A 25,170-nucleotide genomic window follows, 5' to 3' on the forward strand; every position below is an offset into this window, starting at 1 on the left:
TTAAACTCATTTTCTGATAAAGCCCGCACTTTGCTTTTTAATCTATGCAGAAAAAGCCAGATGCTAAAAACCATTTCAAGAGCTGTCATAATCTACCTCGCTTTCTCAATCCTTTGTTTTTTCTTACACTGTCCCATTACTCCGTTGCACATTTCGCACGTTCTCCAATGCTCGCAAGCGTCGCTTTGCGGGCATTTCTTCCCTGCATATCTGCTGCCCCAGTTCCAGCACTCCGTACCGCCAGTCCTGCTGCAATGCCAGTAAGCGCATACTCTCTCTTTATGTGCCACGCTTGCTACCTCGCTTTCCCTGTATACGCTGTTACAAATTTCTTGTACCCCTGCGCCGCTCCGCAGCATGGGCTATACTCATAAATCGGCTTACGCATGAAAGTATTTTCTGCTACTTTCTTGGAATACCGAATAATACCCAAAATATTAAAATCTGTCTTTTGTTCCAGCCACTCTACGCCTGCTGCCTCGCCGTCTGTGTTCTGGTATGACGTAATCAGTACGCCTGCCAGCTTTAATGTCTGGTTAAACGCCTTTGCGTCCTCTATCTGCTCTGTCACAATGTCCAGCCCCTCTAAAGCGTCCTCGTCCACCTTTACGGGTACTATTACCTCGTCCGTGATTGCCAGCGCATTTACAACATTAAGCCCAATATCCGGCGGGTTATCAATGATGCAGTAATCATACGCCCGCTCTGTTTCTATGTAGTCAAATTTTGCATACCCGAACCCCAGCACTTTCGCTGTTACCAGCGCTTTGTATCTCTCTATCTGGTTTTCGCTGTCCTCTTTGGTTAAATTCCATGTAGCCCCAAATAGTGACATATTCGCCGTTACAATGTCGATACCCTCATACTCCGTATGCTGTATCAGCTCGTCTGCGTTTTCCCAGTCCCCAGCCAGTAGCCTTGTGGCTGGTGCTACGTTCTCTGCATCATATCTGCTGTACGCCTTGCTTAAGTTTCCCTGCTTATCGTTGTCAATCAGCAGCACCTTATAACCTCGCCTGTAAAGCTCATACGCCATGTTTGCCGCTGTAAAAGTCTTGGCTACGCCGCCCTTTAAGTTCAAAATGCTTATTGTTTTCATTCTTTGCCTCTCTTTCCTGCGTCGCCTCTAACGCATGGTTACTGTTTCCTGCTCTTTTGTAAGCTCGTCTGAATGTAATAAATACTGCTCTATCAGCTGCGCTGCTGGCTGCCAGCCGTAGCAGACGGCTGTATAATAGCCCTGCTGCCGCAGATACTCTAACCACTCTTTCTGTTTCTTGGTCGTCGTGTTCTCGCCTGCCTTAAGCTCTATGTAAAGCCCATGATACCCAGCCCTTGCAGCTGGTAGCATAATATCCGGCACGCCAGCCTTTACGCCCTGCCTCTTAAGCACCGCTGCTGTTGCTTTATCACGTTTGCCGCCGTTTGGCACATGATACATATATTGCAGTTCCGGCATAATCTCTGTTCTGTATGCAGCCCAGCTAAATAATGCCTCTTGATGCCCGCTTTCGTCGTCCAGTCTAAAGTTTCTCATTTTCTCGCCTCGCTCTCTGCTTAAATTCTACATACTGGCAAATTCTGAAAAGCAGCCCGTCCTTATGCGGCTTGCTGTTCTCTATCGCCAAAAGCGTTATTGTTTCCTCGCTTTGTAGTCCTGCATTTCCCAGTACGTCCCAGCGGCATATATCGTAGTATCTGCACCGCAGGCAGCAGCGCTTACAGTCCTTGTCTTTCTGGAATAACCAGTATTTAATTTTTTCTATCATGTTTTCTGCCCTTTCTGCTGCCGCTGTCTTTCCAGCTCTCCTGCTGTTCAAAAATAGCCGCCGCAATTCTAAACGCCAGATATGCTGCCACAATCAGTGCCAGCAGTCCGGCTATTATCAACACTGCTGCAATGGCAATGCCCTTGATTATCTGCATTTCAGCCCCCCCTATCTGTTATTTTTACTAAGGTGTATCTTAAATACCCATAGCCGTAATACTCTGGGCTGTGTACCCCCATGCTTACGCTGTTCTTGTCCACGTAATAGCCCTTTATTGCTTTTGGCTCTTTCTTGAAATACTCACGGTCTGAAATTATGTGATACTCTGGCTCTGGTCTTACTAAATTCTTACTGCAATTCCAGCGCTTACCCTGTAATGCTCCGTCAGTACCCTTTTTATGCGTTCCTGTGTACTTGATTAAATAACTTGCCAGCTCCGCATAGTTGCCGCTGTCGTCCAGCGGGAATACCTTAACCCTGTTATGCCCCTCGTATGCCTTATACCAGCAGCGCTGTAAAATCTCTGTGTCAATTTTATTTACTACAAGATGGTGATGCCTCGCACCTTTCTTGCCTATCTCCATAACGTGTATGTATTTGAACTCTAACCCTGCTTTTCTGTACTCCTTTCTGCACTCCCTCAAAAATACGTCTATGTCCTGCCGCATCTGCTCCGGCGTTCTGTCCGGCTCTCCTTTCCTGCGGATATAGTCAAGCACTAAATGGTAGTCCCCATAGCCATAGTTTGCATTTATGAGTATCCTTAACTTTCTCTCTGCCTGTCTGGTGTTTACTTTCTCCTGCTCTTCTTTTGTTGGCTTTACTTTATCCCCTCTGCTGATACCTTTCTTTTTGTATCTGCTGGTAAAGTACCTCTCTATCTCTATCGTATTTCCCGCTTTTGTTACCCTCTCTACGTATGGCATATATCTACCTCTCTGTCGGTTCGTTAATACTTTTATCAAGTGTTAAAACGGGCTGCCTGCCCGTTAAATTTCTTGACTTTGCGCCATACATAGCTTATAATTTTTATAGTATTTCAAAGCTGTATAGCTTAGCGCCTATGGTGTTTCCCCACCGTAGGCGCTTTTATTTTTTCATGTTTCCTGCCGCTCTCTTATGCGGCTTAAGGCATACTCATAAGCCCGTTTGTACGGCTCTCTGCAATCGTAGCCCGTGCAGCTGTATAATTTGCTGCCCTTGCAAAATTCGCAGCTATGCAGCTTTGCGTAATCGCTCGCCGCCCTCTCCTGTCGCTTTTCCTCATATTCCAGATGCCGTTTAATCTGGTTTGCATCTATAACCGCAATTCCCAGCATATTTGCTGTATGTATTTCTCTGTCCATTCCCTCTGTTATGCCGTATTTCACACCAGCAATAACAAAATCGCAGCCTTTCAGCAGCGCAAGCCCCGCAGCCATGCCCCTTGCCCGCTCTTCCGGCTTTTTATCGTCCATGCACTGCGTCATATATAAATGCGGCGTAATGGGTGCTAAGCCCGCCTCTAACGCCTGCCGTGTCAGCTGCTGCGCATAATCTATGTTTCTGTCCAGCTCTGCGCCGTCTTTCGCCCTGTATGGGCTGCATATATAAACCTTTCTCATGCCTTTTTACCCGCTTTCTGTTGTGCCTCTGCCCGTGCCTGTTCATTTCCTGCCAGATATGCTGCTAAGCACATCAGCTCGTCTGCTCCCTTTTGGTCTATAAAATTACAATCAACGCAGCATTTACAGTACCCCGTAATCTGTAAATATCTGTCGTATACTTCCTGTGGTGTCTGGCACTGCTTTAAGCTGTCCACCATGCCTGCAAGCTGCTGTATTGCCTTTATGCCTGCCTCGCCGCCCTTTCCGTGTATCCCTACTGTAATCTGCCGCATTTTTGTTGCGCCGTCTGCTCCTAAAATTGTTTTACTCTTCATTCTGTGCCTCGCTTTCTTCCTTAAACCCAGCCAAAAGCATAGTCATTGCATCTATCGCTGTATCAAAATGTTTTCCCAGCTCTGCTGCGTCAATAAGCCCCTGCTTTGTGTTTCTTCCGTTCCCTTTCATTACTTGCGTTTGCAAAATAGGTTTTAACTGGCTAAGCCCAGCTATGCTGTTCTCTAACTCTTCCTCACTCACGCAGATTTTTACATAGCCCTTGCCGATATGTTCAACACTCATTTTCTGCCTCTTCCTTTCTTCTAATCAGTCGTACCGATACCTCATAAGCTGTGCGCTGTTCTCTTTCTCCTGTGGCTGCATCAAGCACCTTTTCATACTGGCGGCTCTGATACCGTCCCAGCAGCTCTACAGTGTCGCCCTGCTGCCACTGCGCCGCCTCGTCTGCCTGTTCCTGCCAGCAGATGCACGGTAAAAAGCAGCTGCCGCCTGTAAGCTCATTTCTTACCTTTACCGTAATATCAGTAATGCGCTTGCCTCTCGGTGTTTCTCTGTATGTTGGCTTATTCGCTATAACGCCTCTTACTGCTGCCTCGTCCTGCTCTACTGCCTTTTCCGATACCGCCACAAAATCTGCCAGAATATATACCAGCAGTCTACCGCTCTGGAAGTCCTTAAGCGTCTGCACCTTACCTGTCAGTAAAAGCCTGCTGCCCTCTACAAATTCCTGCATAACGTCAAATTCTATGCCGTTGCAAGCCCTGTATGGTACGTCCTCTGCAAATACTACCGTTACCTCGTCCGGCACGCCGCTTGGTCTTACCGTTTCCAACTTTGCCATATAACCGCAAAACGGCAGCCCGCATAGCTGCTTAATTTCCTTAATCTGTGTAAGCGTTCCTACCAGTCCCGCTGCATTTCCCTTGATACCGCCACCTGTAAGCTCGTCCATGATTGCAGTATCTAAATCCCGTAAAAAATCCGGCTTTTTCTTTGTCATACTTCCTGCCCTTTCCTTTCTTATATGTAAATGGTGTAGTAAAGCGACATCTGCAAATCACTAAACTTATACTGTGCTGTCTGGTCTGGCTCTAATGGTTTCATAAGCCCCAGCTCTTTCCAGCGTCTGTGCGTTATCTCCGGCACTGCTCTAAACTTCTTTACCTCATGCCCGCTGTATTTTCGGTATTCCTCGCTTATCTCATGGTCTGCAAACGGTTTGAACGCTGCCAGATACCCTACGTAAACCTCTGCTTTGCCCTCGATAATGCGCAGGCGGTCTGAACTCTCCAGCGTGCCTATAAATTCCTTTACTGTCACTGTCTGCCTCTCCTACTTCTCTGGCATTTCGTACAGCCTCGGTATTACTGCTGCAAACGGCTGTACGTCCATGCCGCCCCTTATTACAGCTGCACCGCCAGCCGTAAACAGATAGCTTACGCACGCTTTCTGTATCTCGTCCAGCACCTCTAAGCAACGCTCTTTTGTGGCATACTCTCCGATTTCCTCTAAACACCCGTCACTTATGCAAATTACGTGTCGCTTTTTGTCTGCCTCTGCGCCGCCTCTCTTTTTCTTTATGTCCTCGTACTCTCCATACTCTACGCAGGCGTAATTACCGCCCAGCCTATACAGCTTTTCTTTATTCTGGCTGCGTATATATACCTCGCTCATTGCCTTTATCTCCTTGCCTCTATGTTTTCCATTTCAGAAATGCAGTTTGACGGTATCAGCTCATAAGCTGCCGCCTCTATTTCTGTAAGCGCCTCTTTATACTCAATGTATCCCCACGCCTGCCGTGCTATCTCTGGTACGTTCTGCCGTTCCTCAAAATTTTCTATATGTAAAATCTCGTTTCCCTGCGGCTTTGGAAATGTTCCCAGTGATAACGGGCGTAAAGGGCTGTAATATCTGTGGCTCATTCTCTCGCCCCGCTTTCCTCTTTATGTTCTTGGTAGCCCTCTAAGTATCCTATTGCCTCTACGTCAATGTCCTTGCCGTCCTTACCGTCGTTGTTTATCCGAATTTTGCCGTAGTAGGCATAAATACAGCAGCCGTCATAGTCGTATACTCTTATGCTGCCCTCTGCGGCTGCCTCTGGTGTTTCAATAACCAGCGGCTCTGCCTGCTGCATCTGCGCTGCTACCTGTTCGTCTGTTACTGGCTCGCTGTTCTTTCCTCTACACCAGATAGCCAGCATAAACAAGATAATTGCCAGCACGCCTGCTGCTATAATGGCTACGCACTGTATCAGTTTCTTAACTGTCTGTCGTTTCATTATCCTTTTTACCTTTCTGCTTTTCCTGCTCTTCCTCTGCGCACCGTATAAACGCCTCAATGTTGGCAATTTTCTTGTTATGTGTGTTAATAGCTTTTTTGGCTTTTTCATACAGCCAATACCATTGCGCAATTTCCTTATTTTCTTTCTCTTTCTGTAAATCCCTTTTTGCTTTTTCTATTGCATCTTTCAGATTTCCAGAGTATGTAAAATGCCGCATATTTTTTGTTTCTCTGATTTTATAGCTTGCTTTTTCCAATTACTCGCCCCCTTTTTCTACCTCAAAACGTAATTTCATTTGTGCCGGGTACAAATCTACCTTTGGTGCGCTGCGCCCGTTCCAGCGTTTCCCGCCGCACTCTCCTACACATTTCCAGCCAGCCGCTTTAAGACTGCTGCCTGTTTCGGATACTAAAATATAAGTAATCAGTTTTTTGTATCCTAAATTTCTTGCCGCTCTCCATGCTGCCGAATACAAAAAACTGCACGCATTTCTTGTACCGTCTGTGCAAAGTCTATTTACTTCCAGCGTTAGCCCGTTATCCAAATATCTGCTTACTGGTCTACCCACAATAGCCACGCCTACTATTTTCTCTCCGTCGCTTGCCGCAATGCTGAATTTATGCCCCACTACTGGCTTATGGTGTCTATGGTATCTCTCAACAAAAGCATTAGCCTCTTTTAACGTAATTGGTACTAATTCAAGCATTTACTGCCGCCTCTCTTCCGTAGCAAAATAGTAGTTATCTACTATCAGCATTTGTTTACTGAAAAGACACATAAGCCCCAGCGGTACGGTAATAACCGCTATTGTTATGTCGCCCTCTGTCGCCCATACTGCCAGCACGGTAACTACCAGCATTGCAAGCCCATAGGCTTTCTGCTTAATGAAATACCAGCGGCGGGCTTTCTTTTCCTGCTCCCGCTGTCGCCTCTGCTCTTTTTTCTTTCGCATATCTGCCATTGCATCTGCGTAGCCTTTCTGGTATGCGTCCTCTACTATCAATGCCTCTGCTGCCATTCTCTGCCTCTCTTCCTTTCGGCGGCGCTCTCTGTCTTTCCATGTGTGCCGCTCTCCTGTTCTGGCGTTTGGTTTTACCGTGCGGGCTGCTTTTCGCATTAAAAAGCAACTGAAAACCTGTTGACTGTCCACATACTTTCTGGCTGGTATGACCGCCGCTATTTTTCCACGGTATACAGATTGCAGCTATTAGCCTGCTGCCCTCTGCCGCAGGCTCGCCATGCCTGCTACACAATGTGCCGTGTGGGATTTGAACCCACGACTTGCCGCTTATGAGACGGCTGCTCTAACCGCTGAACTAACGGCACTCGTGGCGGCTGCTGCCGCCTACTCATTAAATAAAAAGCCTTTTTCTATTAAAAACCTTATCCAATCGCAGCCCGTTACGTCGTCCCGCTCAATGAATTTGTAAAAGCTCTCTGCGTCCTCTATTCCGTATTTCTTCAAAATGTTTCTTGCGTTCTTTGCTGCTGGCGTAGTAAAAACATTCTCTGCGTAAAATGTAGCCTCTATAGTCCCGTAGCTGTTCTTTCCTGCTGGTGTTCTCATTTCCACTACGACTACATTCTTTTTGCTTTTTCTTCCTACGCCCTTTCTTATTACTACTGCCTCACTGAATAACCAGCCATTCCAGCCTCTACGCATAGGTGCAAACTGTGTGCGTGGCACTTCTACTAAGTCGCCTGCCTGCAATTTATTAAAATCTACTTTTTTCATGTGTCTTACCTCTCTTTTGTTATTCTTGTTTATAACGCCTGCTGCCCTGCTGCCGCCGTGTAGGTTTTCAGTGTGGCGTTGCAGCGTTTGAACTCCCTATAAATTGTGTCCCTATGCGTTCCCAGTGCCTCTGCAATATCACTTACACTGCTGCCCTGCTTACTCATAGCCTCTATGGTCTGCCTGTCCTCGTAATGCAGACGCTTGTACTTTCGTTTCGCCATGTTCTATGCTCCTTTCCGTCCTCATTTGCTTTTATGGTAAAAAAAATAAGCGTGTCAGAGTTTTTACGCTCTGCACGCTCTTCTTTTCTGCTGTTTCCTATAAAAAAGAAAATCGGCAGAGGCTTTATAACCTCTTGTCGATTTTCATTCTAAAACTTATCTAATTTTCGTTTTCTTTACCATCTGCACATATTCCCTGTTATTCTTGGTGCGGACAAACATATTTAAGATGCTTTCCACCGCCTCATCGGTGCGCATTCCATTGATCGCTTTCCGCATGATATAGACTGCTTCCTGCTCTTCACGGTCAAGCAGCAGATCCTCCCGTCTCGTACCGGATTTTGTGATGTCGATCGCCGGGAACACACGTTTCTCCGAGAGCTTGCGGTCTAAGACAAGTTCCATGTTACCGGTTCCCTTAAATTCCTCGTATACCACATCATCCATCTTGCTTCCGGTATCCACAAGCGCCGTTGCGAGGATCGTAAGGCTTCCGCCCTCCCGCATATTTCGCGCCGCGCCGAAGAAACGCTTTGGCATATGCAGTGCCGCCGGGTCAAGACCGCCGGAAAGCGTACGTCCGCTTGGCGGAACCGTAAGGTTGTAGGCTCTCGCAAGTCTTGTAATGCTGTCTAATAAGATCATAACGTCTTTTTTATGTTCCACAAGACGTTTTGCCCTTTCGATGACCATCTCGGAAACACGTTTGTGATGTTCCGGAAGTTCATCAAAGGTGGAATAGATAACTTCCACATTCTTCCCTTCGATCGCTTCCTTGATATCCGTAACCTCCTCCGGTCTCTCATCGATCAAAAGGATGATCACATGCATATCCGGGTTATTGCGCACGATCGATTTTGCCACTTCTTTTAACAGCGTCGTCTTTCCTGCCTTTGGCGGGGAAACGATCATGCCTCGCTGTCCTTTTCCGATCGGGGAAACCAGATCCGTGATACGCATCGCCACACTGCCTCCCGGTGTTTCCAGGCGCAGGCGCTCATTTGGAAATACCGGTGTCAGGTCTTCAAAATTCTTTCTCTTCATCGCTTCGGACGGATGTAAGTCATTGATCGAAGTGATGTAAAGCAGCGCGCTGAACTTTTCTCCCTGCGTCTTGATCCTGGTATTTCCGGCAATGATGTCGCCAGTCTTTAAGTTAAATTTACGGATCTGAGACGGAGATACATAGACATCGTTTTCTCCTGGGAGATAATTCTCACACCGGATAAATCCATAGCCGTCCGGCATAACCTCTAAGATTCCATGTGCTTTTACTCCACTGTCGAGTTCTTTTGTATCGTCCCGTCCATTTTCACGTCCGCTTGTCTGCTTTTCCTCTTTTGCCTTCTGCGCTTCTACTCTCTCATCCTCTGCCAGCATGAGTTCCACGAGCTCCGCTTTCTTGAGTCCGGACAGATTTTTCAGGCCTCTTGACTTTGCGAGGTCACGCAAAACAACAGCCGACAGGCTTTCATATTTTTCTCTCATTCTCTATCTCCTTTTTTCGTTTCATGGTATATATGGGATTCAAAAAAGATGTTCTCTAAGATTTGATAGTCTTTATTATACAACTTTCCTGTCTAAATAGAAAGCCTTATTTTTCTTGATTTGTTATTTTCTTAATGATATGATAATTTTATTGCATACAAAGTTACATATTAAATATGAAGACATTGTTACAAATTTAAAAGTTACCTATCAAATACATAAAGGAGCCTGAAGTTATGGACAACAAAGAAAAAGCACTCGAAATGCACAGAAAATGGAACGGAAAACTGGAAACCGTATCCAAGACCCCGGTAAAGACCAGAGAAGACCTTGCAATCGCCTACACCCCCGGTGTTGCGGAACCATGTAAAGTGATCGCCGAAGATCCGTCTGCCGCTTATACCTATACCATGAAGGCAAACACCGTTGCCGTAGTATCCGACGGAAGCGCTGTTCTGGGTCTCGGAAACATCGGACCTTACGCTGCCATGCCTGTTATGGAAGGAAAATGCGTACTTTTTAAAGAGTTCGGTGATGTGAACGCTGTCCCGATCTGTCTGGACACCCAGGATACCGAGGAGATCATCACTGCCGTAAAAAATATCGCGCCGGCATTCGGCGGCATCAACTTAGAGGACATCTCCGCTCCGCGCTGTTTCAAGATTGAGACCAGATTAAATGAAATGCTTGACATTCCCGTATTTCATGATGACCAGCACGGAACCGCCATCGTTGTCCTCGCCGGTATCATCAATGGTCTGCGTGTGACCGGAAAGAAGAAAGAGGACTGTAAGGTCGTTGTAAACGGAGCCGGTTCTGCCGGAGTCGCGATCACCAAGCTGCTCCTCACTTACGGTTTCAAGGATGTGACCATGTGCGACCGTCTGGGCATCATCGGACCGGACTATCCGGATCTCAACTGGATGCAGAAAGAAATGACCAAAGTGACCAATCTTTCCCATGCAGCCGGAACTCTCGCCGATGCCTTAAAAGGCGCTGATATCTTTGTCGGTGTCTCCGCTCCGAACATCGTATCGCCGGAAATGGTATCTTCCATGAATTCCGATGCCATCCTCTTTGCCATGGCAAATCCGGTTCCTGAGATCATGCCGGATGTCGCAAGAGCAGCCGGAGCCCGTGTCGTCGGTACCGGACGCAGTGATTTCCCGAATCAGGTCAACAACGTCGTTGCCTTCCCGGGTATTTTCCGCGGCGCTCTGGAAGGACACGCAAAACAGATCACGGAAGAAATGAAACTGGCTGCTGCGGAAGCGATCGCAGGTCTTGTTTCCGACGAAGAATTATGCGACGAATTTATCATGCCGGAAGCATTTGATCCGCGCGTTGCCGAAGTGGTAAGCCAGGCAGTCAAATCTCATATCAGAGCATAAGATGACCGCCAGTTTTCCCGATTTCTGGAACGGAAAAAGATATTATTCGCTGGATGCTTATTTAAAACATACCTACGGCGAAAAAATGTACAAGCTCTCCTTAAACGGCGGTATGACCTGCCCGAACCGTGACGGAACGCTTGGTACACGCGGCTGTATTTTCTGCAGCGAGGGAGGCAGCGGTGATTTTGCCGCTTCCTCCTCCCTTACTGTTTCCGCACAGCTTACAGAGGCACGGGAACGGATCGCCGGCAAAACATCCTGTACACATTACATTGCGTATTTTCAGGCTTTTACAAATACCTATGCACCGGTCTCCTATCTGCGGCGTATTTTTATGGAAGCGATCGAAAATCCCGATGTTGCCATCCTGTCGATCGCGACAAGGCCGGACTGTCTCTCCGATGAAGTCCTTGATCTGCTCCTGGAATTAAACCAGATCAAACCGGTCTGGATCGAGCTCGGACTTCAGACGATCCATCCGGAAACGCTTGCGTTTATCCGCAGCGGTTTTGCGCTGTCAGATTTTGACCGTGCTGTCACCGAACTGCACAAGCGTGGCATCAAAGTCATTGTTCATCTGATCCTTGGTCTTCCGGGCGAAACAAAGGAGATGATGCGCGCTTCCGTTTCTTATGCTGCCGCGCTTCCTGTTTTTGGAATGAAACTACAGCTTTTGCATATTTTAAAAGGGACAGACCTTCATACCTATTACGAAAGCCATCCGTTTGACACCTTTACCCTGGATGACTATTGTGATTTTGTAACAGAATGCGTCGCGCTGCTGCCGCCGGATATCGTCATACACCGGCTCACCGGTGACGGCCCGAAAAAACTGCTTGCTGCTCCTCTCTGGAGTGCTGACAAAAAGCGGGTCTTAAACCAGCTGCAGCGAACCTTCCGCGAGAAAGATATCTGGCAGGGGAAATATTATCCGCAATCATAAAAAAGGAGTTGTGATCTATGGCAGAACCATTTACACTTTACAAACTAATCGTTTTATATATGTTAGAAAAGGTTGATTTTCCACTAAGTAACACACAGATTTCCGATTTCTTTCTGGAAAAGGAATATACCAACTATTTTACCGTACAGCAGGTCGTACATGATCTCATCGAAACCGATCTGATCAGCACAGAATCCACGCACAGCAATACGCAGTACAGTATCACTGCCGCCGGCAAAGAGACACTGCAGTTTTTCCATGACAAGATCTCTCCGGCTATCCAGAATGATATCCTGCACTATTTTGACAAACACAAAGTGGAATTAAAAAATGAAAATTCTGTTTTATCTGACTACTATAAGACAACCAACAACGAATTTGCGGTTCGCTGCCGTTTAAAAGAGCACGGCAATCCCATGATCGACCTCACGCTCACCGTACATACAAAAGAACAGGCGGAGGCCATCTGTGCCAACTGGAAAGATCAGACAGCAGAGGTCTACGCCTATTTAATGGAACTACTGTTAAAATAATTTTATTTCCGCTTTTTCTTTGCTTTCTTCTTTTGAATGCTGTAGCCAAACCTGCCTAATTTTTTCCCGAGGGAGAAATACTCTCCATGCGAATAGGCAAGCAGACCTGCAGCATTTAAATCAAATTTTCCCTTCTCATCCAGATATGCCTCATCCACATGTACCGCAAGTACATCCGCAAGAAACATATGGTGCGATCCTAGCTCCATGCACTCTCTCACCCGGCATTCAATATTGACCGGGCTCTCAGCGATCATCGGTGCTCCCACCTGATCCGCCGCTTCCTTGTTCAAATGCATCACTTCAAACTTGTCAACATCCCGTCCTGACTTCACGCCGCAGTAATCCGTTGCAAACGCCAGCTTCTCTGTCGTTAAATTTATCACAAATTCTCCGGTTTCCTTTAACATCTGATACGAATGGCGTTCCGGGCGCACCGAGACGGATACCATCGGCGGATTCGTACACACCGTCCCCGTCCATGCCACCGTAATAATATTGTCATTTCCCGCCTTATCCCTGACGCTTAGCATCACTGCCGGAAGCGGATAAAGCATATTTCCCGGTTTCCATGTCTGTTTTGCCATAGAAAAACTCCTTTTACTTTGCAGTTTTTGATGGAAGCTGCGCCAGAATGATCGCCGCAAACATCACGACACATCCCGCGATCTCACGTCCGCTCAGATGCTGTCCCAGGACAAGCCATCCCGCGATCGCGGAAATCACGGATTCCAGGCTCATGATCAGAGACGCGATCACCGGATTTAAACTGGTCTGCGCAACCACCTGAAGCGTATATGCCACCCCACAGGAGAGAATCCCCGCGTAAAGGATCGGCTGCCACGCCGTCATGACTGCCGCCATGCTTGGATGCTCTGTAAGCACCATCATGAGAAATGACAGCAGGCTGCAGACGAGAAACTGGATGCATGACAGCTTGACCGGATCCACTTTTGGTGAAAAATGATCTACGCACAGGATCTGCACGGCAAATGACGCCGCACAAAGCAACAGGATGACATCATAGTGGTTGATGGAAAAATGCTCGGTATTCATACACAAAAGATACAAACCGAAAATCGCCACCAGTACGCTGAGCCACAGCCTGATTCCGGCTTTTTTGTGCAGGAACACGCCAAATACCGGAACCAGCACAATGTAAAGCGCTGTAATAAATCCTGTTTTCCCTACAGTCGTACCCTGAATTCCTAGCTGCTGGAACGCGGATGCAATGCAAAGAACGATCCCGCAAAGGATCCCGCCCTTCCATAACAGCTTTTTATCACCCGTTTCTGTCCTACGCTCTCTGCGGCTTCGCAGCGCGATGAGCGGCAGCAATACTACGCCGCCAAGCAAAAAACGGCTCGCATTAAAGGTAAACGGCTCAATATAATCCATGGCGACACTCTGGGCAACAAATGCCGTTCCCCAGATCATCGCCGTCAAAAGAAGAAGCAGCGAACTCTGTAACTGTTTTTTCTTCATCGCTCCGCCTTTTTACTGAAGTACACTCATAAATGGTGGAATGATCTGTTTCTTACGGGAAACCACACCTTTTAAGACATAATAATCGCCGTCTTTTTCCTGCTTAAATGCTTCCTCCGCGACCTGGTCAGCTCCGGTTCCCGCGCATAACAGGTAAGTTGTCTCCTCTAAAATATCTGTCAGCATGATAAATACCATGTTTAACTTCTTCTCAGTCAGAACAGTATCCATATATGCCACGATCTGGTCTTTGATGCCAAGCAGTTCTTCTGCGCCCATTGCACTGATCTGGCCTACGCCGAAATCTTTGTCTGCCGCGGTAAACTTCTTGAAATCCTGGAAAAAGATCTCTTCGATCGTTTTGTTTTTGAAATTGCTTCCCGCGCGGAACATATTCTTTGCGTGTGTTTCGATATCCACCTCCGCGATCTTTGCAAGTTCCTCTGCCGCCGCTTTATCTACCGGTGTGCAGGTCGGGGAACGGAACATCAGTGTATCGGAAAGGATTGCAGATAAAAGAAGTCCCGCTACCTTTTTGGTGATCTCCTCATTCTGCTCCTGATACATCTGGTAAATGATCGTTCCGGTACAACCGAGTGGCTGATTGCGGAAAAATACCGGTGCAACGGTCTCCAGATTTCCGATTCTGTGGTGATCGATGATCTCTAAGATCTCAGCTCCATCGATTCCATCCACTGCCTGTGTCTTTTCGTTATGATCCACAAGGATCACCTGTTTCTTTTTCATATTTAAGAGATTTCTTCTGGAAATCATTCCTACATAGTTTCCGTTCTCATCAAGAACCGGGAAATCTCTGTGACGTACTTTTGCCATTTCTTCTTTGACATCATCCACATAATCTTCCAGTTCAAAAGTAACGAGGTTGTCCTTTTTCATGAAATATTTGATCGGCATACTCTGGTTGATCAGACGTGCTGCGGTAAATGAATCAAACGGTGTACGAATGACCACACAGTCACGCTCTTTTGCCATCGCAAGGATCTCCTCAGAAACCTCTGTTCCGGTGCATACTACGATGCAGCTCGCATTCAGTTCCAGTGCGCAGCGCTGGGATTCCGGACGGTTTGCAAGAATAACAAGGTCATCTTCCTCGATATATTCCTTCATCACTTCGTCGTCTCCGGACGCAACCACTACTTTTCCTTTTACAAAGTATCCATGCTCATTTCCGGTCAGCAGTTCGCCATCCATGGTTTCTACGATGTTGCGATACTGGGTACGCGCAGTTGCGAGTACACGGTTGTCATACACATCCATATAGGATGTCGCGATATCACCGGTAACGATAAGCCCCTCAAGTTTATTCTTCGCATTGACGATCGGCAGGGTCACAACGCCGGAATCCTTCATCATTTCCCATGCATGTTTTAAGGACATATGGCTGCATACGCCTTTGGTCTCACGGATCTCAATATCCTTGACCTGCGCGCCCGCATCCTTTACGAGTTCCGGTTCTTTTACATCAAAATAATCCAGCACATAGCGTGTCTCCTCACTTACCGCGCCTGCGCGTTTTGCAACGTATCTGCCGTCTTCCTTGCGATTTTTTAATTCTGCATACGCAAGAGCCGCACAGATGGAATCCGTATCCGGATTCTTATGGCCTACGACCCAAACTTTCTTTTCTGCATTCATTTTCTTTTACCTCTTTTGCTTTATCAATTCATTATTTTTTACACAACAAAAAGCCTTTCAGTAACTCCAGGCTTTTCATTTATATACTTATTCATTAAAAAAACACACCAAGCTGATACAGGATAAATCCGATCAGCACGATAAAATTCACGATTGAAAACCAGGATAAACATTTTACATAGGATTTGATACTCTTCACTCCGGAATCCAGATTCTCCACTTTATCGACCTTTTCTCCGAAATCGTCGAACAGGGTCTGAATATTGCGGTAGCAGGTGACATTTTCCTCATGGATCTTGTCACTGAGTTCTGTCTTAGTCTTCTGGAGAAGTTCCTTCATCTCAAGAAGTGCCTCTTTCATCTCCTCTGTTTTTGCGGCAACCGCCTCTTCACTTTCAGACGCCGACTTTGTCAGCTCTCCGCCAAGCTCTGTGATCTTGGTCTCCACATTTGAGATCAATCCATCGATCTGCTCCTGCACAGTCTGATTCAGCTTGTCCGCTTCCTGTTTGCGCTCATTTAAAATATTCTGCAGCTTTGCTGCTCTGCCCTCGCGTTCATCCACAAGGCTCTGTAACTCTCTTACTTTGCTCTCTTTGGAGCTTACCAAAGCCTGAAGCTGCTTCGCCTTCTCTCTGAATTCATCGATCTGGCTTAATAAGAAGTCTTCTTTTTCCATCTGCGTTGGTACCCTCTTTTCTTTCTGTTTCATCTGACGGTAACTGCTCTTTCCTCTTCCAGGAAAACGCATCATACGCGATTCCTCCCCGCTTACCTTCTATGACACATTTTTTTTATTTTAACATTATCCCTTTCTTTTGTAAACACAAAAAAGCCGACGCACCTTTCGGTACGCCGACTTTCTCATTTACACAAAGATATTATTTGTAGAGTTCTACTAATCTCTCTAAGTGCTCATAACGTTTCTTAGCTGCTTCTTCAGATTCCTTGAAGAGTCTTTCAGCTCTTTCAGGGAAGGATCTGGTCAGACGGCTGTAACGTGTCTCGTTCTTTAAGAAATCCTGGTAAGAACCATCACCCGGTTTGGAAACTAAGGTGAACGGATTCTTTCCTTCTGCCTTTAATTCCGGATTGAAGGAGAAGAGGTTCCAGTAACCAGCAGCTACTGCTTTCTTCATTTCATCCTGGCAGTGGTTCATTCCACCCTTAACACCGTGTAACTCACATGGAGCATATCCGATGATAAGTGACGGTCCGTTGTAAGCTTCTGCTTCTGCAAGAACCTTAACAGCCTGAGCCATGTTTGCACCAAGAGCGATCTGTGCTACATATACATAGCCATAGCTCATAGCGATCTCAGCAAGGCTCTTCTTGCCTACTTCTTTACCGGAAGCTGCGAACTGGCAAACTTCACCGATGTTGGAAGCCTTAGAAGCCTGTCCACCGGTATTGGAGTACATTTCTGTATCGAATACCATAACGTTTACGTTGTTTCCGGAAGCAAGTACATGGTCTAATCCGCCGAAGCCGATATCATAAGCCCATCCGTCACCACCGAAGATCCATACAGACTTCTTAGCAAGGTAATCTTTCTTCTCCAGAGCTGCTGCTGCATCCGGGCATCCGGCTGCTGCTGCTTTCTCCAGTTCTACGATAAGATCTTTTGCTGCAGGTGTATTTGCTTTTGTATCATTCTTTGTTTCTTCAAATTTAGCGAATGCTGCTTTTAATTCAGCACCAGCTTTGTCGGACTCAGCACATTTCTTTGCGCTTGCGATAGCCTGGTCACGAAGAACCTGCTGTCCGATTTCCATACCAAGACCATGCTCAGCGTTATCCTCGAATAAGGAGTTTGCCCATGCCGGACCCTGTTTGGAGTCTTTGTTTACTGTGTACGGTGAAGTTGCTGCAGGACCACCCCAGATAGAAGAACATCCTGTTGCGTTTGAAATATACATATGTTCACCGAACAGCTGCGTGATCAGACGAGCGTAAGAAGTTTCTGCACATCCTGCACAGGAGCCTGAGAACTCAAGCAGCGGCTGGTTGAACTGAGATCCTTTTACGGTGTTGTCTGCCGGTACGCCAGGTTTCTTGCCAACATTTGCTACCAGGTAATCGAATACCGGCTGCTCTGCTGCCTGAGATTCCTGCGGAACCATTTCGATTGCGCCAACCGGACAAACAGTGATACACTCGCCGCATCCCATACAGTCTAACGGAGATACGCTCATGGTGTATTTGTATTCGCCAGCTTTTGGCTTTGTATCTGCAAGTTTGATGTTGGACGGAGCAGCTTTTACTTCTGCGTCATCTAACATAAACGGACGGATTGTCGCATGTGAACATACGAATGCACACTGGTTACACTGGATACATTTCTCTGCATCCCAGGTCGGAACTGTTACGGCTGTACCACGTTTCTCGTATGCAGCTGCACCAAGTTCGAACTGTCCATCCGGATTTTCTGTAAATGCGGAAACCGGAAGGCTGTCACCATCCATTAAGGAGATCGGTCTCATAAGGTCATTTACCATCTTAACAACTTCCGGACGGCCTGTGATCTCTTTTGCAGGAGCATCTGCTGCCGGGTTTGCCCATGATGCCGGTACTTCTACCTTATGTACTGCATCTACACCTGCATCGATTGCCTTGTAGTTCATTTCTACGACTGCATCACCCTTCTTACCATAGGATTTCTTTGCAGCAGCTTTCATGAAGTCTACAGCCTGTTCGATCGGCATAACGTTTGCAAGTTTGAAGAATGCGGACTGGAGAATCGTGTTGGTACGTTTGCCCATTCCGATTTCGATTGCCTTGTCGATTGCGTTGATGGTGTAAAGCTGGATGTTGTTGTCAGCGATGTATTTCTTAGCTTCTGCATTTAAATGCTCTTCTAATTCTTCATCACTCCACTGGCAGTTGATCATGAATACTCCGCCCGGTTTTACATCCTGAACCATCTTGAATCCCTGATTTACATAAGCCGGGTTATGACAGGCTACGAAGTCTGCCTGGTTGATGTAATACGGGCTTCTGATCGGCTTATCACCAAATCTTAAGTGGGAAATGGTAACACCACCGGTCTTTTTGGAGTCATACTGGAAGTATGCCTGGATATATTTATCGGTATGATCACCAATGATCTTGGTTGAGTTCTTGTTTGCACCTACAGTACCATCTCCGCCAAGTCCCCAGAACTTACATTCTACAGTACCCGGAGTAGCTGTGATCGGAGCCGGTTTTACTTCCGGTAAGCTTAAGTTTGTAACGTCATCGACGATACCTACTGTGAATCTTGCCTTCGGAGCATCCTTCTCTAATTCTTTGTAGATTGCGAATACAGATGATGGAGGAGTGTCTTTGGAACCTAAGCCGTAACGTCCGCCTGTTAATACAACCGTATCAAGACCTGCTTCACGAAGTGTGGTAGCAACATCAAGGTATAACGGCTCACCAAGAGAACCCGGCTCTTTTGTTCTGTCAAGTACAGCAACCTTCTTAGCAGTCTTCGGCAGTGCCTTTAAGAATGCGTCAGATACCCAAGGACGATATAAACGAACCTTAACAAGTCCGACTTTTTCTCCCTTAGCGGTCAGGTAATCGATAACTTCTTCTGCTACGTCGTTGATAGATCCCATAGCAACGATAACGCGTTCTGCGTCCGGTGCTCCGTAGTAGTTGAATAAATCATAATCTGTACCTAATTTCTCGTTTACTTTCTTCATGTATTTGGAAACGATTTCCGGTAATGCATCATAAGCAGAGTTACATGCTTCACGATGCTGGAAGAATACGTCTCCGTTTTCATGAGAGCCACGCATAGCCGGATGTTCCGGATTCAGAGCATGTGCACGGAATTCTTTTACTGCATCCATATTGCACATTTCTTTTAAGTCTGCGTAATCCCATTTCTCGATCTTCTGGATCTCGTGAGATGTACGGAATCCGTCGAAGAAGTTGATGAACGGAACTTTGCCTTCGATTGTTGCAAGATGTGCAACCGGGCTTAAGTCCATAACTTCCTGCGGATTGGTCTCGCATAACATAGCGAAACCGGTCTGACGACAGGCGTAAACATCGCTGTGATCACCGAAGATATTCAGTGACTGTGTTGCAACTGTACGCGCGGATACGTCAAATACGCAAGGAAGCTGCTCACCTGCGATTTTATACATATTCGGGATCATAAGTAAAAGTCCCTGAGAAGCTGTAAATGTTGTTGTTAAAGCACCTGCGGCAAGAGAACCGTGAACTGCACCTGCAGCACCCGCCTCTGATTCCATTTCTACAACCTTAACCTGGTTGCCGAAAATATTCTCCTGTCCTGCTGCTGACCACTGGTCGACAGTATCTGCCATTGGGCTGGACGGGGTGATTGGGTAAATTGCTGCAACATCTGTAAACGCATAGGCTACATGAGCTGCGGCGGTGTTACCGTCCATAGACTGTTTTGCTCTAGACATTTGTTTTCCTCCTTTTATATAGCTTTAATTAATGATAAAAATTAATTAAAATGTCTTTTCGACCTATGGTCTTATTTTAGCATTTAATTTGTCGAATGTAAAGCATTCTGCTGTACGAAACAAGATACAATTTACGGTTTTTTTATTGCTTTTCTCAGAGTTTTTTAGTATGATACGAGTTAGCATGATTACACGCAGTATAAGCGAAAAGAGTGAGGAGAAACAAGAATATGATCAGTGCAAATAATATCACTTTACGAATTGGGAAAAAAGCCCTCTTTGAGGACGTAAACATTAAATTCACCGAGGGAAACTGTTACGGTCTGATCGGTGCGAACGGTGCCGGAAAATCCACTTTTTTAAAGATCTTATCCGGACAGCTGGAACCGACAAGCGGTGACGTGGTCATCACCCCGGGGCAGCGTCTTTCCTTCCTGCAGCAGGATCACTTTAAATATGATGATTTCACCGTGCTTGACACTGTCATCATGGGAAACAAACGCCTGTATGATATTATGAAGGAAAAGGACGCGATCTACGCCAAAGAGGATTTCTCGGATGAGGACGGTATCCGCGCCAGCGAACTGGAAGGCGAATTCGCGGAAATGGACGGATGGAACGCAGAATCCGATGCTGCCATGCTCTTAAACGGTCTTGGTATCGACACCGATCTCCACTATACCGTCATGAGCGAGCTTCCGGGCGCGTTAAAAGTCAAGGTGCTGCTTGCGCAGGCACTCTTCGGCAATCCGGATATCCTGCTTCTCGACGAGCCGACCAACCATTTGGATCTCGATGCGATCGCATGGCTTGAAGAATTTTTGATCAACTTTGAGAACACCGTTATCGTTGTATCCCATGACCGTTACTTCTTAAATAAAGTATGTACTAACATTGCGGACATCGATTACGGCAAGATCCAGCTCTATGCCGGAAACTACGATTTCTGGTATGAATCCAGCCAGCTTCTGATCAAGCAGATGAAAGAAGCCAATAAAAAGAAAGAGGAAAAGATCAAGGAGTTACAGGACTTCATCTCCCGCTTCTCCGCGAACGCTTCCAAATCCAAACAGGCTACTTCCCGAAAGAAAGCGCTTGAAAAGATCGAGCTTGACGAGATCAAACCGTCCAGCCGGAAATATCCGTACATCGATTTCCGTCCGAACCGCGAGATCGGAAACGAAGTGCTTACGGTCACCGATCTTTCCAAGACCATCGATGGCGTAAAAGTCCTCGACAATGTTTCCTTTATTCTCGGACGTGAAGACAAGGTTGCGTTTGTCGGCGGAAACGAGCTTGCAAAGAGTACGCTCTTTAAGATCCTCGCAGGAGAAATGGAACCGGATTCCGGAAGCTACAAATGGGGCGTTACCACCTCCCAGTCCTACTTCCCGAAAGATAATACCGCGATCTTCGACACCGATCTCTCGATCGTGGAATGGCTGACACAGTTCTCCGAGATCAAGGACGCCACCTATGTCCGCGGCTTCCTCGGCAGAATGCTCTTTGCCGGAGATGACGGTGTAAAGAAAATGCGTGTCCTTTCCGGTGGTGAGAAAGTGCGTGTTCTCTTCTCCCGCATGATGATCGAGGGATCCAATGTCCTGATCATCGATGAGCCGACTGACCACCTTGACATGGAATCCATCACCGCTGTCAACAACGGTATGATCAAATTCCCGGGTGTCATCCTGCTCTCCTGCCGTGACCACCAGGTCGTACAGACCACCGCAAACCGCATTATGGAAATCCTGCCGGACGGTTCCATGATCGACAAGATCACAACCTACGACGAATATCTGGAAAATGCGGATGCCAGAAAGCGTCAGGCTGTATACTCCACCACAGAGGACGAGGAAAACGACGATTGATCCGTCGGATCCCCTCCTATCAAAAAGCCCAAAAAGGCAGCTCCCCCAAAAAGGGAACTGCCTTTTATTTATGATCCTTTCTTCCGCTTATATGACCATCTGAAATACATTTCTTAACACTTCCACACACCTTTTTCTGTATTCTTACGTTTTTACATGCTAAATTCCCGTATCATACAGATTTCCGCTCTGATAATTGTATGTGTATGTTCCGTTTGCCCCATAGGTGGATGCCTGTGAAGCCGCCCGTTCTGCATAAAACGAAAGCATGGACGCATTTGCCGATGTCTGATATCCGAAGGACGCCGTTTTATTGAAAAGAGATTTTACGGTATCCATATCGGCAGCTTTAAACTTATCCGCATCAATCAACAGTTTGTTGTCGGAACCGATCATAATGCCGATGCTGTTTAACGCGTCCTCGTTCTTTTTGGTATTCTGAACCGCGGACAGTGTCGTTTTCAGCACACGCTCGTTCTCCGAGTCGCCGCCCCTGTCGATCATGGTATTGTAACTGCTCACGAATTTATCCACCGCTTTATAGATCGCATCCGTATCATATCCCAATGTGGTCTTTCCATCGGCTCCCGTCTTTTCCACTTTATGGAAGACAGACTTATTTCCCTGGGTCAGAAGCGCATCCGCCGCGTCTTTTACATCATCCGCCGCATTTTCTACTCTCGTCAGCTCCTCCACCTTTTCCTTCTGTGTCGTCTGGGTATTCTTTTTGGAAGAACTATCCGTCTTTTTATCATCATCCGGGACATTCTCATAATAAGCTTTTAAAAGCTTGTGATAGGCTCCACTTTTGATTGACGCGTAATCGCTGAGATTGATGCCCAGATTGGCATCCTGTCCGAACATGGTCTGGCTGCTGTTAGCGCTGTTTTGACTATTCCATCCAAAAATACCGGAAAAAAGACTATTCATGCTGTTAATTGTCATTGACATATGATCACTCCTTTGAAATCAACGCATCCTGCTTTTTATTGCTTTCTATATTTTATATCGGCAATATTACCTGCTTTTTTTACATTTTTATTCTATTTTTTACATTTTTCTCTATACATCCTGCACTTTATTTCTTTTTCGCTTTTCGTTTTTGTGTATATTTTATAGTATTTATCTGGTTTGCAAATCATTTTTGTATGTTTTTCACAGTATGTTAAAGTTTTATTCATACTTTGTTCATATTCGTTTGCTATGATAGAACCATCGAAAGAGAAATAAAACATATAACTTACGGCATTATCAATTGATTAATTTTTTCATAATAGCCCCGGTATCCGAAAGGATGTCGGGGCACTCCTCATTTTATCGGGTATTTTCCCGTTCTCTCAGATGTTTTCAATCTGCCAGTCGATCGGTTCCACACCGTTTTTTTTCAAAAATTCATTTGTCTGGCTGAAATGTTTACAGCCGAAAAATCCACGGTACGCGGAGAGCGGGCTCGGATGCGGCGCTGTCAGGATCAGATGTTTCGGATTATTTAACATCGACTTTTTCATCTGCGCCGGTCTGCCCCAGAGCAGGTATACGATCGGGCGGTCCTGTTCATTGACCGCGCGGATGATCGCGTCGGTGAACTCCTCCCATCCTCTGCCCTGATGTGAGTTTGCCTGGTGCGCACGCACTGTAAGTACCGTGTTTAAGAGCAGCACGCCCTGATCCGCCCATTTTTTCAGATAACCGTTGTTCGGGATGTAGCATCCCAGATCATCATGCAGCTCCTTGTAAATATTCTGCAAAGAAGGCGGGATCTCCTTTTGCTCCGGAAGCACCGAAAAACTCAGGCCATGCGCCTGATTGACATTGTGATACGGATCCTGCCCCAGAAGAAGCACCTTCACCTTGCCAAGCGGTGTAAAATGAAACGCGTTAAAAATGTCCTCTGCCGGCGGATACACCGTCGTCTTACTGTATTCTTCCCGCACAAAATTATAAAGCTCCCGGTAATACGGCTTTTTAAATTCTCCGGATATGGCATCCAGCCAGTCATTTGTGATCATTCCCATATTCTTTCATCTCCTGCAAAAGGAGATTTGCGTCACCGCAAATCTCCCGTTTTTATTTCCATCTGCTTCATCCGACATGCTATCTGCGCACAGATACGCCTTTGTCTGCCAGATAATTTTTTAAATCCATGATTTCAAGTTCTTTGTAATGGAACAGTGATGCCGCAAGTGCTGCATCCGCTTTTCCCTCGGTAAGCGCTTCATAAAAGTGCTCCTTTGTTCCCGCACCGCCGGAAGCGATGACCGGAACAGAGACATTCTCTGCGATCTGTCTGGTAAGTTCCAGATCATAGCCTGCTTTCGTTCCATCGCAGTCCATACTGGTCAGAAGGATCTCACCTGCGCCAAGGGCATCTGCTTTCATCGCCCATTCCACAGCATCCAGACCGGTATCGATCCTTCCGCCGTTTTTGTATACATTCCAGCCGGAACCATCCGCCCGTCTTCTCGCATCGATCGCGACCACCACACACTGGCTTCCAAATTTGTCTGCCGCATCCGTGATCAGGTTTGGTGTGTTGATCGCCGAGGAGTTGATCGATATCTTATCCGCGCCTTCGCGAAGCAGCACCTTAAAATCTTCCACGGTGCGGATCCCTCCGCCAACCGTAAACGGGATAAATACCTTCTCCGCCACGCGCCGTACCATATCCACAACCGTTCCACGCGCATCCGAAGACGCCGTGATGTCCAGAAACACCACTTCATCCGCTCCCGCCTTATCATAAGCCGCCGCGATCTCAACCGGGTCTCCGGCATCCCTTAAATTTACAAAATTAACGCCCTTTACCACTCTTCCGTTGTTGACATCCAGACACGGAATGATTCTTTTTGTAAACATCAGCAGACACCTCCCTCTGTCTTCGCAAAGTTTTTCAAAATGGAAAGACCGGTCGTGCCGCTTTTTTCCGGATGGAACTGGCATGCGAATACGTTATCTTTTTCTACGGACGCATGGATCCCGGTCGCATACTCCGTGACTGCCTTTACGATCGTTTCATCTTTCGCTTTCAGATAATAAGAATGTACAAAATAGACATAAGGTGTTTCCGTAAGACCGGAAAACAGCCGTCCGTTATTTTTAAGTGTCAGCGAATTCCAGCCGATATGCGGGATCTTAAGCCCCGGTGTGTCCGGGATCCTTAAAATGTCACCATCAAGGATTCCAAGTCCTTCCACGCCTTCGCTCTCTTCACTGCCGTTAAACAACAGCTGCAGTCCAAGACAGATACCAAGAAACGGTTTCCCGGAAGCGGTCACCTCTTTTACCACCTTATCCAGCTCATATTTCTTTAAGTTGTCCATCGCCGCTCCAAAAGAACCGACTCCCGGCAGAATCACCTTGTCCGCCTTTTCAATCTCCTTAAAATCTCTGGTGATCACCGACTCTTCCTGTAAATAAGCCAGTGCCTTTTCCACACTCTTTAAATTTCCAGCGTCATAATCCACAATCGCTATCATATAAA

Annotated in this window: 31 protein-coding genes and 1 tRNA gene; 4 read left to right on the forward strand and 28 right to left on the reverse strand. The window is 46.6% G+C overall.

Annotated features, from left to right (window positions below):
- Positions 1-295: 295 nt before the first annotated feature.
- From H8Z76_RS00710 to rho, 19 genes are all read right to left on the reverse strand, one after another.
- Positions 296-1,099 (reverse strand): ParA family protein, encoded by an 804-nt coding sequence (locus H8Z76_RS00710; RefSeq protein WP_138343658.1) that lies wholly within the window; start codon positions 1,097-1,099, stop codon positions 296-298.
- A 27-nt stretch (positions 1,100-1,126) separates the two neighbouring features.
- Entirely contained in the window at positions 1,127-1,537 is a 411-nt protein-coding gene (locus H8Z76_RS00715; RefSeq protein ID WP_003023388.1) for a VRR-NUC domain-containing protein, read from the reverse strand.
- 215 nt (positions 1,538-1,752) lie between these two features.
- Positions 1,753-1,926 carry a hypothetical protein gene (locus tag H8Z76_RS00720; RefSeq protein ID WP_003023394.1) on the reverse strand — a complete coding sequence of 58 codons (174 nt, stop codon included), beginning with the start codon at positions 1,924-1,926 and terminating at the stop codon, positions 1,753-1,755.
- Position 1,927: 1 nt separating this feature from the next.
- On the reverse strand, positions 1,928-2,695 hold the full coding sequence (locus tag H8Z76_RS00725) for a rolling circle replication-associated protein (RefSeq protein WP_022279754.1): 768 nt from the start codon (positions 2,693-2,695) through the stop codon (positions 1,928-1,930).
- Positions 2,696-2,866: 171 nt separating this feature from the next.
- Positions 2,867-3,373: a DUF7768 domain-containing protein gene (locus tag H8Z76_RS00730; protein WP_186981363.1), complete on the reverse strand. Its 507-nt coding sequence runs from the start codon at positions 3,371-3,373 to the stop codon at positions 2,867-2,869.
- On the reverse strand, positions 3,370-3,690 hold the full coding sequence (locus tag H8Z76_RS00735) for a hypothetical protein (protein ID WP_002591249.1): 321 nt from the start codon (positions 3,688-3,690) through the stop codon (positions 3,370-3,372). Before H8Z76_RS00735 ends, H8Z76_RS00730 begins: the two co-directional genes overlap by 4 nt.
- Entirely contained in the window at positions 3,680-3,934 is a 255-nt protein-coding gene (locus tag H8Z76_RS00740; RefSeq protein WP_055056138.1) for a hypothetical protein, read from the reverse strand. Before H8Z76_RS00740 ends, H8Z76_RS00735 begins: the two co-directional genes overlap by 11 nt.
- Positions 3,924-4,652: a single-stranded DNA-binding protein gene (locus H8Z76_RS00745; protein WP_055056137.1), complete on the reverse strand. Its 729-nt coding sequence runs from the start codon at positions 4,650-4,652 to the stop codon at positions 3,924-3,926. The genes H8Z76_RS00740 and H8Z76_RS00745 overlap by 11 nt, the downstream gene beginning before the upstream one ends.
- Positions 4,653-4,672: 20 nt before the next feature.
- Positions 4,673-4,972, reverse strand: a complete 300-nt coding sequence (locus tag H8Z76_RS00750; RefSeq protein WP_002591246.1) for a hypothetical protein — start codon at positions 4,970-4,972, stop codon at positions 4,673-4,675.
- Positions 4,973-4,984: 12 nt separating this feature from the next.
- On the reverse strand, positions 4,985-5,326 hold the full coding sequence (locus tag H8Z76_RS00755) for a hypothetical protein (protein WP_002591245.1): 342 nt from the start codon (positions 5,324-5,326) through the stop codon (positions 4,985-4,987).
- A 5-nt stretch (positions 5,327-5,331) separates the two neighbouring features.
- Positions 5,332-5,574, reverse strand: coding sequence for a defense against restriction DarA-related protein (locus H8Z76_RS00760; RefSeq protein WP_002591244.1), 243 nt, complete (start codon positions 5,572-5,574; stop codon positions 5,332-5,334).
- Positions 5,571-5,930 (reverse strand): hypothetical protein, encoded by a 360-nt coding sequence (locus H8Z76_RS00765; RefSeq protein WP_117469145.1) that lies wholly within the window; start codon positions 5,928-5,930, stop codon positions 5,571-5,573. The genes H8Z76_RS00760 and H8Z76_RS00765 overlap by 4 nt, the downstream gene beginning before the upstream one ends.
- Positions 5,911-6,189, reverse strand: coding sequence for a hypothetical protein (locus tag H8Z76_RS00770; protein ID WP_186981364.1), 279 nt, complete (start codon positions 6,187-6,189; stop codon positions 5,911-5,913). Before H8Z76_RS00770 ends, H8Z76_RS00765 begins: the two co-directional genes overlap by 20 nt.
- Positions 6,190-6,639, reverse strand: a complete 450-nt coding sequence (locus H8Z76_RS00775) for an XF1762 family protein (protein ID WP_055214515.1) — start codon at positions 6,637-6,639, stop codon at positions 6,190-6,192.
- Positions 6,640-6,951 carry a hypothetical protein gene (locus tag H8Z76_RS00780; protein ID WP_242856350.1) on the reverse strand — a complete coding sequence of 104 codons (312 nt, stop codon included), beginning with the start codon at positions 6,949-6,951 and terminating at the stop codon, positions 6,640-6,642.
- A gap of 235 nt (positions 6,952-7,186) precedes the next feature.
- A tRNA-Ile gene (locus H8Z76_RS00785) sits at positions 7,187-7,259 on the reverse strand.
- Between the two features lie 19 nt (positions 7,260-7,278).
- Entirely contained in the window at positions 7,279-7,668 is a 390-nt protein-coding gene (locus tag H8Z76_RS00790) for a hypothetical protein (protein ID WP_002591240.1), read from the reverse strand.
- A gap of 29 nt (positions 7,669-7,697) precedes the next feature.
- Positions 7,698-7,892, reverse strand: a complete 195-nt coding sequence (locus tag H8Z76_RS00795; RefSeq protein WP_002591239.1) for a helix-turn-helix domain-containing protein — start codon at positions 7,890-7,892, stop codon at positions 7,698-7,700.
- 156 nt (positions 7,893-8,048) lie between these two features.
- Entirely contained in the window at positions 8,049-9,380 is a 1,332-nt protein-coding gene (rho, locus tag H8Z76_RS00800) for a transcription termination factor Rho (RefSeq protein ID WP_186981365.1), read from the reverse strand.
- A 236-nt stretch (positions 9,381-9,616) separates the two neighbouring features.
- On the opposite strand from rho, the gene H8Z76_RS00805 reads away from it, so the two are divergent.
- Genes H8Z76_RS00805 through H8Z76_RS00815 form a run of 3 tightly spaced genes read left to right on the forward strand, consistent with a single transcriptional unit; the run spans position 9,617 to position 12,250 of the window.
- Entirely contained in the window at positions 9,617-10,771 is a 1,155-nt protein-coding gene (locus H8Z76_RS00805) for an NAD(P)-dependent malic enzyme (RefSeq protein WP_186981366.1), read from the forward strand.
- Between the two features lies 1 nt (position 10,772).
- A complete protein-coding gene (locus tag H8Z76_RS00810; protein WP_147617998.1) occupies positions 10,773-11,717 on the forward strand; it encodes a TIGR01212 family radical SAM protein in 945 nt (314 codons plus the stop codon).
- A 17-nt stretch (positions 11,718-11,734) separates the two neighbouring features.
- The gene (locus tag H8Z76_RS00815; protein ID WP_022515980.1) at positions 11,735-12,250 is read left to right on the forward strand and encodes a DUF4364 family protein; all 516 of its coding nucleotides are present in this window, start codon (positions 11,735-11,737) and stop codon (positions 12,248-12,250) included.
- A 2-nt stretch (positions 12,251-12,252) separates the two neighbouring features.
- On the opposite strand, the gene H8Z76_RS00820 is transcribed toward H8Z76_RS00815, so the two are convergent.
- The 5 genes from H8Z76_RS00820 to nifJ all read right to left on the reverse strand — a co-directional run bounded on the left by H8Z76_RS00820 (position 12,253) and on the right by nifJ (position 19,818).
- Positions 12,253-12,837 carry a flavin reductase family protein gene (locus H8Z76_RS00820; protein ID WP_022515979.1) on the reverse strand — a complete coding sequence of 195 codons (585 nt, stop codon included), beginning with the start codon at positions 12,835-12,837 and terminating at the stop codon, positions 12,253-12,255.
- Positions 12,838-12,850: 13 nt separating this feature from the next.
- Positions 12,851-13,735, reverse strand: a complete 885-nt coding sequence (locus H8Z76_RS00825) for a DMT family transporter (protein ID WP_186981367.1) — start codon at positions 13,733-13,735, stop codon at positions 12,851-12,853.
- Positions 13,736-13,747: 12 nt separating this feature from the next.
- A complete protein-coding gene (locus H8Z76_RS00830) occupies positions 13,748-15,391 on the reverse strand; it encodes a putative manganese-dependent inorganic diphosphatase (RefSeq protein ID WP_186981368.1) in 1,644 nt (547 codons plus the stop codon).
- A 94-nt stretch (positions 15,392-15,485) separates the two neighbouring features.
- Positions 15,486-16,145: a coiled-coil domain-containing protein gene (locus H8Z76_RS00835; protein ID WP_186981369.1), complete on the reverse strand. Its 660-nt coding sequence runs from the start codon at positions 16,143-16,145 to the stop codon at positions 15,486-15,488.
- A 127-nt stretch (positions 16,146-16,272) separates the two neighbouring features.
- Entirely contained in the window at positions 16,273-19,818 is a 3,546-nt protein-coding gene (nifJ, locus tag H8Z76_RS00840) for a pyruvate:ferredoxin (flavodoxin) oxidoreductase (protein ID WP_147617996.1), read from the reverse strand.
- 230 nt (positions 19,819-20,048) lie between these two features.
- On the opposite strand from nifJ, the gene H8Z76_RS00845 reads away from it, so the two are divergent.
- Positions 20,049-21,689, forward strand: a complete 1,641-nt coding sequence (locus tag H8Z76_RS00845) for an ABC-F family ATP-binding cassette domain-containing protein (RefSeq protein WP_022514868.1) — start codon at positions 20,049-20,051, stop codon at positions 21,687-21,689.
- Positions 21,690-21,848: 159 nt separating this feature from the next.
- Here the strand turns inward: H8Z76_RS00845 and H8Z76_RS00850 are convergent, their stop codons facing one another.
- The 4 genes from H8Z76_RS00850 to hisH all read right to left on the reverse strand — a co-directional run bounded on the left by H8Z76_RS00850 (position 21,849) and on the right by hisH (position 25,165).
- The gene (locus H8Z76_RS00850) at positions 21,849-22,640 is read right to left on the reverse strand and encodes a hypothetical protein (RefSeq protein WP_243240374.1); all 792 of its coding nucleotides are present in this window, start codon (positions 22,638-22,640) and stop codon (positions 21,849-21,851) included.
- A 386-nt stretch (positions 22,641-23,026) separates the two neighbouring features.
- Positions 23,027-23,704, reverse strand: coding sequence for a uracil-DNA glycosylase (locus H8Z76_RS00855; RefSeq protein ID WP_186981370.1), 678 nt, complete (start codon positions 23,702-23,704; stop codon positions 23,027-23,029).
- Positions 23,705-23,783: 79 nt separating this feature from the next.
- A complete protein-coding gene (hisF, locus tag H8Z76_RS00860) occupies positions 23,784-24,545 on the reverse strand; it encodes an imidazole glycerol phosphate synthase subunit HisF (protein ID WP_022514871.1) in 762 nt (253 codons plus the stop codon).
- On the reverse strand, positions 24,545-25,165 hold the full coding sequence (gene hisH / locus H8Z76_RS00865; RefSeq protein ID WP_022514872.1) for an imidazole glycerol phosphate synthase subunit HisH: 621 nt from the start codon (positions 25,163-25,165) through the stop codon (positions 24,545-24,547). The genes hisF and hisH overlap by 1 nt, the downstream gene beginning before the upstream one ends.
- Positions 25,166-25,170: the final 5 nt, after the last annotated feature.

Source organism: Roseburia yibonii, assembly GCF_014297335.1.
Lineage (GTDB): Bacteria > Bacillota > Clostridia > Lachnospirales > Lachnospiraceae > Roseburia_D > Roseburia_D yibonii.

Bases quoted from the DNA above. Each gene is read 5' to 3' on its own strand.
- H8Z76_RS00845 (WP_022514868.1), top strand. From the start codon at position 20,049: ATGATCAGTGCAAATAATATCACTTTACGAATTGGGAAAAAAGCCCTC.
- H8Z76_RS00810 (WP_147617998.1), top strand. From the start codon at position 10,773: ATGACCGCCAGTTTTCCCGATTTCTGGAACGGAAAAAGATATTATTCG.
- H8Z76_RS00795 (WP_002591239.1), bottom strand. From the start codon at position 7,892: ATGGCGAAACGAAAGTACAAGCGTCTGCATTACGAGGACAGGCAGACC.
- H8Z76_RS00765 (WP_117469145.1), bottom strand. From the start codon at position 5,930: ATGAAACGACAGACAGTTAAGAAACTGATACAGTGCGTAGCCATTATA.
- H8Z76_RS00815 (WP_022515980.1), top strand. From the start codon at position 11,735: ATGGCAGAACCATTTACACTTTACAAACTAATCGTTTTATATATGTTA.
- H8Z76_RS00760 (WP_002591244.1), bottom strand. From the start codon at position 5,574: ATGAGCCACAGATATTACAGCCCTTTACGCCCGTTATCACTGGGAACA.
- H8Z76_RS00825 (WP_186981367.1), bottom strand. From the start codon at position 13,735: ATGAAGAAAAAACAGTTACAGAGTTCGCTGCTTCTTCTTTTGACGGCG.
- H8Z76_RS00805 (WP_186981366.1), top strand. From the start codon at position 9,617: ATGGACAACAAAGAAAAAGCACTCGAAATGCACAGAAAATGGAACGGA.
- H8Z76_RS00780 (WP_242856350.1), bottom strand. From the start codon at position 6,951: ATGGCAGCAGAGGCATTGATAGTAGAGGACGCATACCAGAAAGGCTAC.
- H8Z76_RS00715 (WP_003023388.1), bottom strand. From the start codon at position 1,537: ATGAGAAACTTTAGACTGGACGACGAAAGCGGGCATCAAGAGGCATTA.
- H8Z76_RS00720 (WP_003023394.1), bottom strand. From the start codon at position 1,926: ATGCAGATAATCAAGGGCATTGCCATTGCAGCAGTGTTGATAATAGCC.
- H8Z76_RS00725 (WP_022279754.1), bottom strand. From the start codon at position 2,695: ATGCCATACGTAGAGAGGGTAACAAAAGCGGGAAATACGATAGAGATA.
- H8Z76_RS00745 (WP_055056137.1), bottom strand. From the start codon at position 4,652: ATGACAAAGAAAAAGCCGGATTTTTTACGGGATTTAGATACTGCAATC.
- H8Z76_RS00835 (WP_186981369.1), bottom strand. From the start codon at position 16,145: ATGATGCGTTTTCCTGGAAGAGGAAAGAGCAGTTACCGTCAGATGAAA.
- H8Z76_RS00790 (WP_002591240.1), bottom strand. From the start codon at position 7,668: ATGAAAAAAGTAGATTTTAATAAATTGCAGGCAGGCGACTTAGTAGAA.
- hisH (WP_022514872.1), bottom strand. From the start codon at position 25,165: ATGATAGCGATTGTGGATTATGACGCTGGAAATTTAAAGAGTGTGGAA.
- H8Z76_RS00735 (WP_002591249.1), bottom strand. From the start codon at position 3,690: ATGAAGAGTAAAACAATTTTAGGAGCAGACGGCGCAACAAAAATGCGG.
- H8Z76_RS00775 (WP_055214515.1), bottom strand. From the start codon at position 6,639: ATGCTTGAATTAGTACCAATTACGTTAAAAGAGGCTAATGCTTTTGTT.
- H8Z76_RS00850 (WP_243240374.1), bottom strand. From the start codon at position 22,640: ATGTCAATGACAATTAACAGCATGAATAGTCTTTTTTCCGGTATTTTT.
- hisF (WP_022514871.1), bottom strand. From the start codon at position 24,545: ATGTTTACAAAAAGAATCATTCCGTGTCTGGATGTCAACAACGGAAGA.
- rho (WP_186981365.1), bottom strand. From the start codon at position 9,380: ATGAGAGAAAAATATGAAAGCCTGTCGGCTGTTGTTTTGCGTGACCTC.
- H8Z76_RS00730 (WP_186981363.1), bottom strand. From the start codon at position 3,373: ATGAGAAAGGTTTATATATGCAGCCCATACAGGGCGAAAGACGGCGCA.
- H8Z76_RS00740 (WP_055056138.1), bottom strand. From the start codon at position 3,934: ATGAGTGTTGAACATATCGGCAAGGGCTATGTAAAAATCTGCGTGAGT.
- H8Z76_RS00710 (WP_138343658.1), bottom strand. From the start codon at position 1,099: ATGAAAACAATAAGCATTTTGAACTTAAAGGGCGGCGTAGCCAAGACT.
- H8Z76_RS00855 (WP_186981370.1), bottom strand. From the start codon at position 23,704: ATGGGAATGATCACAAATGACTGGCTGGATGCCATATCCGGAGAATTT.
- nifJ (WP_147617996.1), bottom strand. From the start codon at position 19,818: ATGTCTAGAGCAAAACAGTCTATGGACGGTAACACCGCCGCAGCTCAT.
- H8Z76_RS00755 (WP_002591245.1), bottom strand. From the start codon at position 5,326: ATGAGCGAGGTATATATACGCAGCCAGAATAAAGAAAAGCTGTATAGG.
- H8Z76_RS00830 (WP_186981368.1), bottom strand. From the start codon at position 15,391: ATGAATGCAGAAAAGAAAGTTTGGGTCGTAGGCCATAAGAATCCGGAT.
- H8Z76_RS00820 (WP_022515979.1), bottom strand. From the start codon at position 12,837: ATGGCAAAACAGACATGGAAACCGGGAAATATGCTTTATCCGCTTCCG.